The organism is Microbacterium sp. LWH3-1.2 (assembly GCF_040675855.1).
Classification (GTDB): domain Bacteria; phylum Actinomycetota; class Actinomycetes; order Actinomycetales; family Microbacteriaceae; genus Microbacterium.
Genome location: NZ_JBEGIK010000001.1, coordinates 1,100,180 through 1,114,856 on the forward strand (window position 1 = coordinate 1,100,180; position 14,677 = coordinate 1,114,856).

Here is a 14,677-nt window from a genome sequence, read left to right on the forward strand (position 1 = left end):
GCCGATGACCCGTCGCGCACCTCGGTTGTGGACATCCACTAGACGCTTTGAGGTGAGGTTGTGGGAGTCCTACGGTCGAGGTGAACTTGATCCTGTCCATTGCACCGAGAGGTGATGCACATGGCTGACGCCGCCGTCCGCACCAAGAAGCCCGCTGTCCACAAGAACACGCCTGCCGGCGGAGCGCCGACCGCTCCGCACACCGCGGCCGAGGCATCCGATCCCCGCATCGACATCGCCGCGGTCACCGATCTGCTCCTCGGTACATGGGCGCAGACCCGTCGCGAGGCCCGCGAGATGATCAAGGACCCCGCGTTCTGGCGCATCGAGGGGCAGTCGATGCCCGAGCACCGCGAGCGCGTGCTCACGCAGCTGCACCTGCTGGTCGAGCACGGCGGCTCGCGTCGCGCGATGCCCGAGAAGTTCGGCGGGCTGAACGACAACGGCGCCAACCTCGCCGGCTTCCAGGAGCTCGTGCTCGCCGACCCGAGCCTGCAGATCAAGTCGGGTGTGCAGTGGGGTCTGTTCGGATCGGCGATCTTCCAGCTCGGCACCGAGAAGCACCATGAGGCATGGCTCGAGGGCGTCATCGACCTCAGCCTGCCGGGCGCGTTCGCGATGACGGAGACCGGACACGGGTCGGATGTCGCGGCCATCGGCACGACCGCGACCTACGACCCCGAGACCGAGCAGTTCGTGATCCACACGCCGTTCCGGGGCGCCTACAAGGACTACCTCGGCAATGCGGCGCTGCACGGCAAGGCCGCCACGGTGTTCGCGCAGCTCATCACGGGCGGCGTCAACTACGGCGTGCACTGCTTCTTCGTGCCGATCCGAGACGACGAGGGCGCGATGCTGCCGGGCATCGTCAGCGAGGACGACGGCGTCAAGGGCGGCCTGAACGGCATCGACAACGGCCGGCTCGCGTTCGACCAGGTGCGGGTCCCGCGCTTCAACCTGCTCGACCGCTACGGCCAGGTCGCGGCGGACGGCTCCTACACGTCCGACATCCCGACGCCGGGCCGCCGCTTCTTCACGATGCTCGGCGCCCTCGTGCAGGGCCGCGTGTCGCTGGACGGGGCCGCCACGACCGGAACCGCGCTCGCCCTCTGCATCGCCCTGACCTACGCCAACCAGCGCCGGCAGTTCGACTCGGGCGTGGGCACCGAGGAGGTCGTGCTGCTCGACTACGGCAAGCACCAGCGGCGCCTCTTGCCGCTTCTCGCCCAGAACTACGCGCAGTTCTTCAGCCACGACGAGCTGCTGAAGAAGTTCGACGCCGTCTTCTCGGGTCGCACCGACACCCCCGAGGAGCGCGAAGACCTCGAGACCCTCGCCGCGGCGCTCAAGCCGCTGAGCACATGGAACGCGCTGAGCACGATCCAGGAGGCCCGAGAGGCCTGCGGGGGCTCCGGCTTCCTCGCCGAGAACCGCATGGTCGGCCTCCACCAGGACCTCGACGTCTACGTGACCTTCGAGGGAGACAACAACGTCCTGCTCCAGTTGGTCGGCAAGCGCCTCCTGTCGGACTACGCCAAGCAGTTCAAGGGGGCGGATGCCGCGAAGCTGGCCCGCTACGCCGCTCGGCAGACGGCGGGCAAGCTGTTCCACGGCGCCGGGCTCCGCCAGCTCGGGCAGACGGTCGCCGACCTGGGCTCCACCGCCCGCTCGATCGAGCTCGGCCTGCGCACCGACCAGCAGCACGAGCTGCTCGCAGGCCGGGTGCAGCAAATGGTGGCGGATGTCGCCGCCGCGCTGCGCCCGGCGCCCAAGCTGTCGCCCGCCGAGGCGGCGGCACTGTTCAACAGCCACCAGGCGGAACTGATCGAGGCGGCCCGCGCACACGGCGAGCTCCTGCAGTGGGAGGCCTTCACCGACGGCGTGAGCCGCGTCTCCGACGAGGGCACCAAGCAGGTGCTGACGTGGCTGCGCGATCTGTTCGGACTGCACCTCATCGAGAAGCACCTCGCGTGGTACATCATCAACGGGCGACTGTCGACGCAGCGCGCAGCATCCGTCTCCCGCTACATCGACCGGCTCGCGGCGCGGCTGCGTCCGCACGCCCAGGATCTTGTCGATGCCTACGGCTTCGCGCCCGAGCACGTGCGCGCGCCGATCGCGTCGGGTGCCGAGCGCGAGCGCCAGGACGAGGCGCGCGAGTACTACCGTGCGCTCGCCGCGTCGGGCAGCGCACCGGTGTCGGAGAAGTCGCTCAAGAAGAAGTGACGCCGCGGCTCACACCGGACGCAGGCGTCCTCAATTGAGGAGCGGAGCCGGGATGCGGGCTGATCCGTGACGACAGCTCCGCATCTCGGCAACCATCCTCAAATGAGGATCGGCATCGGGTCAGGACGCGGTCCAGCCGCAGTTGCCGCACTCACCGGTTGCGGAGATCTCGATGAAGCAGTTCGGACACATCGCGCGGATGCGCTCGGGGACGACCGGCTTGGCGACACGGCGCTCGGCGGCCGGACGAGGCGAGGACGACTTCGACCGTGCGGTCGGCGCGGCCGCCGGCTGAGGGACGATCGCCGCTGCCGGCACGTGATACGCGCAGTAGAAACGGACGTAGCCGTCGTGATTCTTGGGATGCCGGTGCTTGTACGCCCACAGCTCGGTGCGGGGCAGCGGCTCGGAGTCGGGACCGCAGGTGAAGCAGCGCGTCGCCTCGCCCGGGACCACGTCCGCGAGGAGCACAGGGTTCTCGAAGGGGACCGAGTCCCGCCAATCCGCCGACGCGACGATCTTCATGGTCCTGCCTCCCAGCCGCGGGCGCGAGCAACCCGACATTCCAAGGTAAGCGACGCGGGCGGCATCCGGGAATCGACCCGGTGACGAGAGGGCGGACGCCCGCGTGGCCGCCGCGGCCTGAGCGTCGGGAACCGCAGAACTGCGAAGAGATCGCGGCGCGCGTGGTTTCTCGGCGCGGATGAGGTTTCTCGGGTCGAACGGATGCTGCGGCACTGACGTCGGCGGGCAAGCCTAGGCTGGCGCGGTGAGCACTGATGTCCGCCTCGGCGCCGACGGCCGCGCGCGCTGCGCGTGGGTCGGCGACGACCTCGAGTACGCCCGTTACCACGACGAGGAGTGGGGGGTGCCCCTGCACGGCGACCGCGCGCTCTTCGAGAAGATGAGCCTCGAAGGGTTCCAGGCGGGGCTGTCGTGGATCACGATCCTCCGCAAGCGGCCGCGCTTCCGCGAGGTATTCGCGGGCTTCGAACCCGCGGTGGTGGCGGCGTTCGGCGAAGACGACGTCGCACGATTGATGACGGATGCCGGCATCATCCGCAATCGCGCCAAGATCGAGGCCACGATCTCCAATGCGCGGCTGGTGCTCGAGCTCGAGCCAGGCGAGCTCGACGACGTCATGTGGTCGTTCGCGCCGGCCGCCCATCAGCGCCCCGCAACCTTCGCGGAGGTGCCCGCGATCACCGCGGAGGCCGAGGCGATGAGCAAGGCGCTCCGGGGGCGCGGCTTCCGCTTCGTCGGGCCGACCACGATGTACGCGCTCATGCAGTCGGCGGGCATGGTCGACGACCACGTCGACGGCTGCTGGCGCGTCGACTGAGCGGAACAACGAACGCGCCCCGTGCGTTCGAATGGATCGTGGACTACGGACACCCCCTCGAATTCGGGGCCTTCGTCACCCCCTCCGCCGCGAGCCCCGAGGCCCCGGTGCTGCTGTCGCAGGTGGCCGAGGCATCCGATCTCGATCTCGTCACCTTCCAGGACCACCCGTATCAGCCGGCGTTCCTGGACACCTGGACGCTCATGTCGTTCGTCGCCGCGCGCACCGACACGATCCGGATCGCGCCCAACGTCCTGAACGTGCCGCTGCGCCCGCCGGCCGTCGTCGCGCGGGCGGCGGCCAGCATCGACCTGCTGTCGGGCGGCCGCTTCGACCTGGGCCTCGGTGCGGGAGGCTTCTGGGATGCCATCGAGGCGATGGGCGGCACGCGCCTCACGCCTGGTCAGGCCGTGACGGCGCTGGGGGAGGCGATCGACCTGATGCGCGAGCTGTGGCGCACCGACGAGCGCCGGGGCGTCTTCACCGACGGGAAGTACCACGCGGTGCACGGCGCGAAGCGCGGTCCGCGTCCGGCGCACGACATCCCGATCCACATCGGGGCATACAAGCCCCGCATGCTCTCGCTCACCGGTCGCAAGGGCGACGGGTGGCTGCCGTCGCTCGGCTACCTGAAGCCCGGCGATCTCGCCAAGGGCAACGCCGCGATCGACGAGGCCGCGCAGTCCGTCGGCCGAGACCCGCGAGAGATCCGGCGGCTGCTCAACATCGGGCAGCTCGCCGCCGAGTCGCGTGAATTCGCCGAGCGCCTCGCGCGGCTCGCGCTCGACGACGGCATCGGCACGTTCATCATCGCGGCGGACGACCCGAACCTCCTCCAGCGGTTCGGCGAGGAGGTCGCCCCCGCGGTGCGCGAGCTCGTCGCCGCCGAGCGCGGCCGGCGAGGCACGGCCGCAGCATCCGTCCGTTCCGCGGCGGCGCTCGCCGCACGCCGTGACGGAATCGCCTACGACGACGTGCCGGCCGGCGTCCGCGCGATCGAGCCCGGCGACTTCGACTACGGCGACGTGCGCGCCACCTACATGCGCGGCGGAAGCCCCGGCCTCGTGCTGCAGCCCGGGTCGGCCGAACAGGTCGCGGAGGCGCTCGCGTTCGCGCGGCGGCATCCCGAGCTCCCGCTCGCGGTGCGCAGCGGCGGCCACGGCATCAGCGGCCGCTCGACCAACGACGGCGGCATCGTGATCGACCTCCGCCGCCTCGACGAGATCGAGGTGCTCGACGCCGACCGCCGGCTCGTGCGGATCGGTCCCGGCGCGCGCTGGGCGCAGGTCGCCGCGGCGCTCGGAGAGCACGGCTGGGCGCTGACCTCGGGCGACTACGGCGGCGTGGGCGTGGGCGGCCTGGCGACGGCCGGCGGCATCGGTCTGCTCGCCCGCGAGCACGGGCTCACCATCGACCATCTGCGCGCCGCCGAGGTGGTGCTCGCCGACGGCTCGATCGTGCGGACGGACGCTGCGACCCACCCCGACCTCTTCTGGGCGGTGCGCGGGGCCGGCGCCAACGTCGGCATCGTCACGGCGTTCGAGTTCGAGGTCGACGAGGTCGGCCAGGTGGGCTACGCGCAGCTCGCGTTCCAGGTCGACGACGTGGCGGAGTTCCTCGAAGGGTACGGCCGCATCGTCGAGTCGTCGCCGCGCGACCTCACGCTGTTCCTGCTCACCGGCGGGCCCCGCCCCGGCGAGCCCCAGGTCGTGCAGCTCTACGGGGTCGTCGACTCCGACGACCCCGACACGATCATCGCGCGCCTGCAGCCCTTCGCCGAGCTCGCGCCGCTGGTACAGCAGTCCGTGCAGCTCACGACGTATCCGCAGATCATGGCGAATGCCGACCTCGGCCCGCAGCACGGCGCGGGCGAGCCGCACTCCCGCTCGGGTCTCATCGACCATGTCACGCCCGCCTTCGCGGCGGCGGTGGAACGGATGCTGCGATCCGGCGCGGTGCCGTTCTTCCAGCTCCGCGCGGTCGGCGGCGCCGTGGCCGACGTCGAGGAGGACGCGACCGCGTACGCGCATCGGTCGGCGAACTTCTCGGTCGCCGCCCTCGGCTCGCACCCCGACCGGCTCGACGCGCAGTGGCGCACCCTCGCCGACCACGTCGACGGCATGTATCTGAGCTTCGACTCGTCCGAGCGCCCGGAGCGCATCGCCGAGGCCTTCCCGCCCGCGACGCTGGAGCGACTGCGGCGCGTGAAGGCGGCGTACGACCCGACGTGCGTCTTCCGCGACAACTTCGCGATCGAGCCTGCAGAGTCCGACGCGGCCTGAGCCGCAGCATCCATCCTGGGGTCTGCCTCCCGCACGCCATCCCCGTCCAAACCACCCCTTCTCGCCGAATCAACCCGGTTCCGGCGGTCCGAACCGGGTGGTCTCGGCGAGAAGGGGTGGTTTCGACGATCAAGGCGACAGGATCGAGCAGGATTCAGGAAGCGCGGTGTCCGGGTGGGCGGGCATACTCGTGCGCATGGCATCGGACTCCCACATCGCTGATTCGCACGAAGTCATCCGCGTCGTCGGCGCCCGCGAGAACAACCTCAAGAACGTGTCGGTCGACATCCCGAAGCGGCGGCTGACCGTGTTCACCGGGGTGAGCGGGTCGGGCAAGTCGTCGCTGGTGTTCGGCACCATCGCGAACGAGTCTCAGCGGCTCATCAACGAGACGTACCCGACGTTCGTGCAGCAGTTCATGGGGCAGCTCAACCGCCCCGAGGTGGACGCGCTCGAGAACGTGAGCCCGGCGATCATCGTCGACCAGGAGCGCATGGGCTCGAACGCGCGGTCCACGGTGGGCACCGCGACCGACGCGCACGCGATGCTGAGGCTGCTGTTCAGCCGCATCGGCCAGCCGCACGTCGGCTCGCCGCAGGCGTTCTCGTTCAACATCCCGTCCGTCTCGGGCGCCGGCGCGATCACCCTCGAGAAGGGCGGCAAGCAGGTCAAGGAGCGCCGCTCGTTCGAGATCACCGGCGGCATGTGCCCGCGCTGCGAGGGTCTCGGCGAGGTGAGCGATGTCGACCTCGACGAGCTCTACGACAAGACGAAGTCCCTGCAGGACGGCGCCATCCAGGTGCCCGGGTACAACCCCGACGGCTGGATGGTGAAGGGGTTCACCGAGTCCGGCTTCGTGGATCCGGCCAAGCCCATCCAGGACTACACCGACCAGGAGCGCGCGGACTTCCTCTACAAGGAGCCGACGAAGGTCAAGATCAACGGCATCAACATGACGTACGAGGGTCTCGTGCCGAAGATCACGAAGTCGATGCTCCAGAAGGACCGCGATTCCCTCCAGCCGCACATCCGCGCGTTCGTCGACCGCGCCGTGAAGTTCCTGCCCTGCCCCGACTGCGGCGGCACGCGGCTCAACGAAGGCGCCCGGTCGTCGAAGATCAACGGGACGAGCATCGCGGATGCCGCGGCCATGCAGATCACGGACCTCGCGGCGTGGCTCGACACGGTGGACGACCCGTCCGTCGCCCCGCTCATGGTGGGGCTGCGTCAGACGATCGCCTCCTTCATCGACATCGGACTCGGCTACCTGTCGCTGGACCGCGCCTCGGGCACGCTCTCGGGCGGCGAGGCGCAGCGCACCAAGATGATCCGCCACCTCGGGTCGGCGCTCACCGACATCAGCTACGTGTTCGACGAGCCGACGGCGGGCCTGCACCCCCACGACATCCAGCGCATGAACCGGCTGCTGAAGCTCCTGCGCGACAAGGGCAACACGGTGCTCGTGGTCGAGCACAAGCCCGAGGTCATCGAGATCGCCGACCATATCGTCGACCTGGGGCCGGGCGCCGGTCGATCGGGCGGCGAGGTGCAGTACCAGGGCGATGTCGAGGGCCTCCGCACCTCCGGCACGATCACCGGGCGCCACCTCGACGACCGCGCCCGGCTCAAGGCGTCGACGCGCGCCGCGACGGGTGCACTCGAGATCCGCGGTGCGACCCAGCACAACCTCAAAGAGGTCGATGTCGATGTGCCCCTCGGCATCCTCACCGTCGTCACCGGCGTCGCGGGCTCGGGCAAGTCGTCGCTCATCCACGGGAACGTGCCGGGCTTCGACGATGTCGTGGTCGTCGACCAGGCGCCGATCAAGGGCAACCGGCGCTCGAGCCCGGCGACCTACACGGGCATCCTCGACACGATCCGCTCCGCGTTCGCCAAGGCCAACAGCGTGAAGCCGGCGCTCTTCAGCGCCAACTCCGAGGGCGCATGCCCCGCGTGCCGCGGCCTCGGCGTGATCATCACGAACCTCGGCTTCACGCAGACGGTCGAGACGCTCTGCGAGCTGTGCGAGGGGTCGGGCTTCAGCGACGAGGTGCTCGAGTACACGCTCGACGGCAAGAACATCGCCGAGGTGCTCGCGATGTCGGCGGCCGAGGCATCCGTCTTCTTCTCCAAGGGCCCCGCGCACACCACCCTGATGCGCATGATCGACGTCGGACTCGGCTACATCACGCTCGGCCAGGCGCTCAACACGCTCTCGGGCGGCGAGCGGCAGCGCCTCAAGCTCGCGATCTCGATGGCGAAGAAAGGCGCGATCTACGTGCTCGACGAGCCGACGACGGGTCTGCACCTCGCCGACGTCGAGAACATGCTCGGGATGCTGGACCGCCTCGTCGAAGCCGGCAACAGCGTGATCGTGATCGAGCACCACCAGGCGGTGATGGCGCACGCCGACTGGATCATCGACATCGGTCCGGGTGCCGGACACGACGGCGGATTGATCGTGTTCGAGGGAACCCCGGCAGACCTGGTCGCCGGCGCCGACACTCTCACGGCCCAGCACCTGCGGGAGTACGTCGGCGCCTGACGAGCCGCCCAGGCGGATGGGTGTTTGTCCCCATCGATCGGGCCTGATCAGGCGGAATACGATCTCCCCAGTTGACACTCCCGGTCTCGTCGCACCTGCAGGCGCGCGTTAGGCTGGGGTGTTCCCCCAGGTCTTCTGTGAGCTCGCGACGCCCCTCGCCGGGGTCCCACGCCACGACAAGACGCACGATGCCCCGGAGGAGGCCGACGTCCCCATGAGCTCATTCGCCTGGCTTCGCGCGCGCCCGCGCGCGTTCGCGTCGGCCGGAGCGGTGACCGCCGCTGCCGTCACCATCACGACGCTCGCGTTCGTCTACCAGGGCGTGCCCACCACCGAGGTCGACCTCCACGACGGCGGCGTGTGGGTGACGAAGCAGTCCAGCCTGCTCGTCGGTCACTTCAACCACGAGTCGCAGGTGCTCGACGGGGCCCTGCGCACCACCAGCGACGATTACGACATCCTCCAGTCCGGCAGCACCGTCCTCGTCGTCGACGACGCCGGCTCGACGGTGAGCGTCGTCGATCCCGCGATGGTCGCGCTCTCGGGCGCCGCAGGAGTGCCGGGTGGCGCCGACGTGGCGCTCGGCGGCGACACTGTGGCGATCCTCGACCCCGCCTCCGGCGACCTGTGGGTCGTCTCGAGCGCGAGCGTCGGCTCGTTCCAGATCGAGGGAACGGATCCGACCGCCAACGTCGGCAAGGGAGCGGATGTCGCCGTCGGCGTCGACGGCGTCGTCTACGCCGTCTCGCCGAAGTCCTCAGAGCTCGTCACGATCCGCCTCGGCGCGGACGGCACTGCGGAGGAGCCGAGCCGCTCCGGACTGCCCGACATCGGCGACGATGCGGAGCTCTCGGTCACGGCAGTGGGCGACAAGCCGGCGGTGCTCGACACCGCCACCGGCACCGTGATCGTCGACGGTCGCAGGACCGTGGTCGACGGCGGACGCAGCGCCGTCCTGCAGCAGCCGTCCGCGGCATCCGATGCCGTCTCGCTCTCCACGGCCGCGGCGCTCGTGCGCGTGCCGTTCGACGGCTCGGAGCCCACGACCGCCGAGGCCGGAGCCGACGGCGCCCCCGCCGAGCCGGTGTGGCTCGAGGGCTGCGGCTACGCCGCGTGGACGGGCTCGGGCCGGTTCGTGCGCGACTGCGCGGGTGAGGCCGACGACCTCGCGGTCGACATCGACGGCATCGAGCCGACGTCGCTGCTGAAGTTCCGCGTCAACCGCGACGTCGTGGTGCTCAACGACGTCGTCGGCGGTGCCACGTGGATGGCCGTCGACGACCTGCAGCGCGTCGACAACTGGGACGAGATGACCCCTCCCGAGGGCGAGACCGAGGACGACGAGCAGACCACCGAGGAGACGACCGAGACGGTCCTCCCCGAACGCTCCGAGATCAACACCCCGCCCGACGCCAACGACGACGACCTGGGCGTGCGTCCGGGCCGCACCACGATCCTCCCCGTCCTCGACAACGACAGCGACCCCGACGGCGACGTGCTGACCACGCGCGTGGTCGACGGCGGCCCGTCGGTCGGCGAGATCCAGTCGATCGACAACGGACGGGCGTTGCAGATCGCGGTCCCGGAGGACGCCCAGGGATCGGCATCCTTCACCTACGAGGTGTCCGACGGACGCGGCGGCACCGACACGGCGAAGGTGTCGTTCTCGGTGCACGGCTGGGACGTCAACTCCCCGCCGAAGCAGAACCGGGTGACGACGGTCGCCGTCGAAGCCGGCGGCACCATCACGTACAACGTGCTGCCGGACTGGATCGACCCCGACGGTGACGACGTGTTCCTCGGCTCCGTCCAGCCGGCCGAGGGCGACGAGGCCGACTACACCTCCGACGGCCGCATCACCTACCGCGCGGTGGGCGGCACGCAGGGACGCAAGGACGTCGAGATCACCGTCTCCGACGGCTCGGACGTGACCGTCGGCACCGTGCGGTTCGACGTGCGCCCGGTGGGGTCGATCGACCCGGTCACGAACGCCGACTACATCGCCGTCCGCTCCGGACAGACGGCCACAATCTCTCCGCTCGCGAACGACGTGGGCGCTGGCCGCGAGCCGCTCCGCCTCGCCCGCGTCGACCCCGTGTCGGGCGCCGACATCGCCCCCGACTACGCGAACAAGACCTTCACGTTCCGCTCGGCGACGCCGGGCACCTACTACGTGCAGTACATGGTGGCGGCGGGCGCCGCCGGCGTCCCCGGAATCGTTCGCGTCGACGTCCTCCCCGAGGGCGAGACCGATCTGCCGCCCGTCGCCGTGCGTGACGTCGCGCTGCTGCCCAGCGGCGGTGAGGTGCTGGTCAACGTGCTCACCAACGACTCCGACCCGTCCGGCGGCATCCTCGTCGTGCAGTCGGTGACCGTCGAGCCGAACTCGGGCGTCGCGGTGGCCGTGCTCAACCACGAGACCCTCCGCATCAGCGACCAGGCGGCGCTGTCGGAGCAGGTGCGGATCTCGTACCGGATCTCGAACGGCTCGCAGTCGGCCGAAGGCGACGTCATCGTCATCCCGATCCCGGCTCCGGCGCAGTTGCGCCCGCCGGTCGCCAACGACGATCAGGTCGTCGTGCGCGCGGGCGACGTCGTCACGATCCCGGTGCTCGACAACGACTACCACCCGAACGGCGATACGATCCACGTCGCACCCGACCTGGTGCCGCCGCTCACCGAGCCCGAGGACGGCGAGATCTTCGTCTCGCAGGACACGGTGCGCTTCCGCGCGTCCGACGAGCCGGGCACCGCCTACGCGACCTACGAGGCCGTCGACAGCACCGGACAGAAGGATGCCGGGTACATCACCATCCAGGTGCTGCCGGTGAACGCCGACACCAACGCCGCACCGCGACCGCGCGACATCACCGCGCGCGTGCTCGCCGGCAGTCGCGTCCGCATCGCGGTGCCGCTGGACGGCATCGACTCCGACGGCGACTCCGTCGAGCTCGTCGGGCTCGCCTCCTCGCCGGGCAAGGGGCGGATCACGGAGACCGGCTCGGACTTCCTCGTGTACGAGGCGTTCGATGACACCGCGGGCGTCGACACCTTCACCTACCGTGTGAGGGACCGCCTCGGCGCCGAGGCCACCGCGACGATCCGCGTCGGCGTCGCGCCGGCCGAGGGCGTGAATCAGGCGCCCTATGCCGTCAAGGACTCCGTGATCATGCGCACCGGCCGCTCGGTCGCGGTGCCGGTGCTCGCCAACGACTCCGACCCCGACGGCGACGAGTTCGGCATCGTCAAGAACGGCCTGATCCTGCCGGACGTGGCGGGGCTGAAGGCGAGAGTCGACGGCAACCGCGTCGTCGTGACCTCGCCGTCGGAGCCTGTCGAGACATCGCTGCAATACACGATCCGGGACGCGCGCGGCGCGGAGGCGAAGGCCGTGCTGCAGATCACGGTCGCCGAGGACGTGCCCCTGCAGAAGCCCGTCGCCCGGGACGACTATGTGCGCGCCGCAGATGTCGAGGACGCCGTCGTAGACCTCGAGGTGCTCGCGAACGATGAGGACCCCGACGGCACGGTCGACGACCTCGAGCTCGAGGTCGCGGATGCGAACTCGCGCGTGCTCGCCGACGGCAAGGTGCGGGTCACACTCGGCGACACCGGCCGGCTCGTGACCTACACGATCACGGATCGCGACGGGAACGAGGCATCCGCGTTCATCCACGTCCCGTCGCTGTCGTCGCTGCCGCCCACCCTCATCTCGACCGAGCCGGTCGAGGTCAAGAGCGGCGAGACGGTCGAGCTGGCGCTGTCGAAGTATGTGCGCGCCGCCGGCGGCGGCAAGGTCGTCATCACGGAGGCCGCGAAGGTCACCGCTGCGCACAGCGACGGAGCATCGCTGATCAAGGACCAGACCACCCTGGTCTACACGTCGGCACAGGGCTACTTCGGGCCGGACGCGATCACGTTCGAGGTGACCGACGGCACGGGTCCCGACGACCCCGAGGGCCGCAAGGCGACGCTGACCCTGCCCATCACCGTGCTGCCACCGGAGAACCAGCAGCCCACCTTCGTGAACGGACAGATGGATGTCGCACCCGGCGAGGACGCGACGACCCTCGACCTCGGCGGGCTCACGACCGACCCCGACCCCGAGGACGAGGGCCGCATCGAGTACCAGATCGTCGGCGGATCGCCCGACGGCATGTCGGCGACCATCGACGGGGACGAGCTGAAGGTCAGCGCCGCCGCCGATACCAAGAAGGGCACGGCCGGCACGATTCGCCTGCGCATCACCGACGGCACCACCGAGCCGATCGAGGGCACCGTGAACGTCCGCGTCATCGCGTCGACTCGCGAGCTGCCGACCGCGAACGACGACATCGTCGACGAGGCGCACCAGGGTAAGACGGTCACCGTTCCCGTGCTCAGCAACGACGTGAACCCGTTCCCCGACAAGCCGCTCAAGGTCACCACGGCCATCCTCGAGACCGGTCAGGGCGACGTCGTCGTGTCGGGCACCGACGTGAAGGTCACCCCGGACGCGAAGTTCTTCGGCACCATGACCGTCCGCTACCGGGTGCAGGACGCCACGGGCGATCCCGACCGCGAGGTCGAGGGACGCATCCGACTGACCGTCCAGGGCAAGCCCGATGTGCCGGGCACCCCGATCGTCTCGAGCGTCCAGGACCGCACGGTCGTGCTCTCGTGGACACCGCCGGCGAACAACGGCGCGGAGATCGAGCGGTACCTCGTCTCGTCGACCGCGGGCAACTACGAGAAGGAATGCCTCGCCACCACGTGCACGCTCGACGGGCTGACCAACAACGTCGAGTACAACTTCACCGTCGTCGCCGAGAACCGCGTCGGTCCGTCCGACCCGTCGGCGCCGTCCGAGACGGCCCGCCCCGACGCGCGCCCCGACACCCCTGCGGCGCCGAGCCTGACGTTCGGCGACCGGAGCCTCAACGTCGCGTGGGTGACCCCGACGACCCCCGGCTCGCCGGTGGAGAAGTACACGCTCGAGATCTCGCCGGCGCCGCCGTCGGGCGTCTCGCAGAAGACCGACGTCACCGGCAACTCGACGGTGTGGGACGGGCTGCAGAATGGCGTGGCGTACCAGGTGCGCGTCCAGGCGCACAACCGGGCCCCCGAGCCGTCCAGCTGGAGCACGTGGTCGGTGAGCGAGATCCCGGCACGCGCCCCCGAGCCGCCTGCGGCGCCGTCGGTCAACCGACTCGACCCGGTGGGGAACCAGGCGCAGCTCGAGGTCGTCTGGGCGCCGCCCGCCGACAACGGCGATGCCGTGTCGGGCTACGAGGTGCAGGTGCTGCAGGGTTCGTCGGTGGTCAGGACGATCACCGGCATCCCGGGCTCGCAGACCCGCCAGGCCGTCAACGTGACGACGTCCACGAGCGACTACACGTTCCGCGTCCGTGCCTCGAACAAGGCCGGATGGAGCGAGTGGGGCGCGACCTCGGCACCCCGTCGCGCGTTCGGCGTGCCGGGCGCCCCGACGAACGTCTCGGCCACGACGCCCCGCGGCGACAGCACGATCGACGTCACCTACACGCCGGCGGACGGCAACGGCGCGAGCGCGGGCGAGGTCCAGTACGAGTACTCGCTCAACGGGGGCGGCTGGCAGGCGTTCAGCGGCAGGACGATCGGCGGCGTCAGCAACGGCACGACGTACACCGTCCGACTGCGCGCGTACACGGCGATGGACGGCGTCCGCTACAACGGCGACCCGTCGACGGCGTCGAATCAGGCAATCCCTTACGGCCCGGTGCACAATCCCAGCGTGTCGGCGACCGCGAACGGCACGAGCATCACGTTCAGCTGGAGCCCACCGTCCGAGAACGGCCGCGCGATCACCCAGATGCAGATCCGCATCGACGGCGGCAGCTGGCAGAACGTCGCGAACAGCGGCTCGCGCAGCAACAACTACGGCTACAGCGAGCGGCACACGATCGAGGCGCGGGCGCAGGATGCCGCGGGCCAGTGGAGTGCGGTCGTCTCGGACGCCGCGACCACTGTCGCGCCGCCGCAGCCCTCAGCGCAGACCGTCAAGGGCGCGTCCGGAAGCTGGGGCGACTGCGGGTCGGCCTCGTGCGCCTACATGGCGGTCACGGTGAAGAACTTCCCCGCCGGGAACTACCACCTGCGCTGCAACGACAACAGCGGCTCGTGGGGAGGCGCCAGCACGACGTGGGTTCCCGAGAACGGCACCGTGCGCGCCAACTGCTACTACGGCTTCCCCGGAAACCGCGTGTGGGTGACCATTCAGGGCTGGGGCAACGCCGACGCGATGAACTGGTACTAGCCCCCGAG

6 protein-coding genes are annotated in these 14,677 nt (G+C 70.1%); 5 read left to right on the forward strand and 1 reads right to left on the reverse strand.

The genetic code is table 11. The features are described from left to right. The first annotated feature begins 120 nt into the window (after window positions 1-120). Window positions 121-2,226 carry an acyl-CoA dehydrogenase gene (locus MRBLWH3_RS05270; protein ID WP_363429376.1) on the forward strand — a complete coding sequence of 702 codons (2,106 nt, stop codon included), beginning with the start codon at window positions 121-123 and terminating at the stop codon, window positions 2,224-2,226. 120 nt (window positions 2,227-2,346) lie between these two features. Here the strand turns inward: MRBLWH3_RS05270 and MRBLWH3_RS05275 are convergent, their stop codons facing one another. Beyond that, window positions 2,347-2,751, reverse strand: coding sequence for a glucose-6-phosphate dehydrogenase (locus MRBLWH3_RS05275; protein WP_363429378.1), 405 nt, complete (start codon window positions 2,749-2,751; stop codon window positions 2,347-2,349). 244 nt (window positions 2,752-2,995) lie between these two features. Between MRBLWH3_RS05275 and MRBLWH3_RS05280 the strand changes: the two genes are divergently transcribed. From MRBLWH3_RS05280 to MRBLWH3_RS05295, 4 genes are all read left to right on the forward strand, one after another. After that, window positions 2,996-3,568, forward strand: coding sequence for a DNA-3-methyladenine glycosylase I (locus tag MRBLWH3_RS05280; RefSeq protein ID WP_363429380.1), 573 nt, complete (start codon window positions 2,996-2,998; stop codon window positions 3,566-3,568). 35 nt (window positions 3,569-3,603) lie between these two features. After that, entirely contained in the window at window positions 3,604-5,850 is a 2,247-nt protein-coding gene (locus MRBLWH3_RS05285; RefSeq protein WP_363435308.1) for an LLM class flavin-dependent oxidoreductase, read from the forward strand. Window positions 5,851-6,046: 196 nt separating this feature from the next. Further along, window positions 6,047-8,395 (forward strand): excinuclease ABC subunit UvrA, encoded by a 2,349-nt coding sequence (locus tag MRBLWH3_RS05290; RefSeq protein WP_363429382.1) that lies wholly within the window; start codon window positions 6,047-6,049, stop codon window positions 8,393-8,395. Between the two features lie 214 nt (window positions 8,396-8,609). Further along, the gene (locus MRBLWH3_RS05295; protein ID WP_363429384.1) at window positions 8,610-14,669 is read left to right on the forward strand and encodes an Ig-like domain-containing protein; all 6,060 of its coding nucleotides are present in this window, start codon (window positions 8,610-8,612) and stop codon (window positions 14,667-14,669) included. Window positions 14,670-14,677: the final 8 nt, after the last annotated feature.

Bases quoted from the DNA above. Each gene is read 5' to 3' on its own strand.
- MRBLWH3_RS05290 (WP_363429382.1), top strand. From the start codon at position 6,047: ATGGCATCGGACTCCCACATCGCTGATTCGCACGAAGTCATCCGCGTC.
- MRBLWH3_RS05295 (WP_363429384.1), top strand. From the start codon at position 8,610: ATGAGCTCATTCGCCTGGCTTCGCGCGCGCCCGCGCGCGTTCGCGTCG.
- MRBLWH3_RS05270 (WP_363429376.1), top strand. From the start codon at position 121: ATGGCTGACGCCGCCGTCCGCACCAAGAAGCCCGCTGTCCACAAGAAC.
- MRBLWH3_RS05275 (WP_363429378.1), bottom strand. From the start codon at position 2,751: ATGAAGATCGTCGCGTCGGCGGATTGGCGGGACTCGGTCCCCTTCGAG.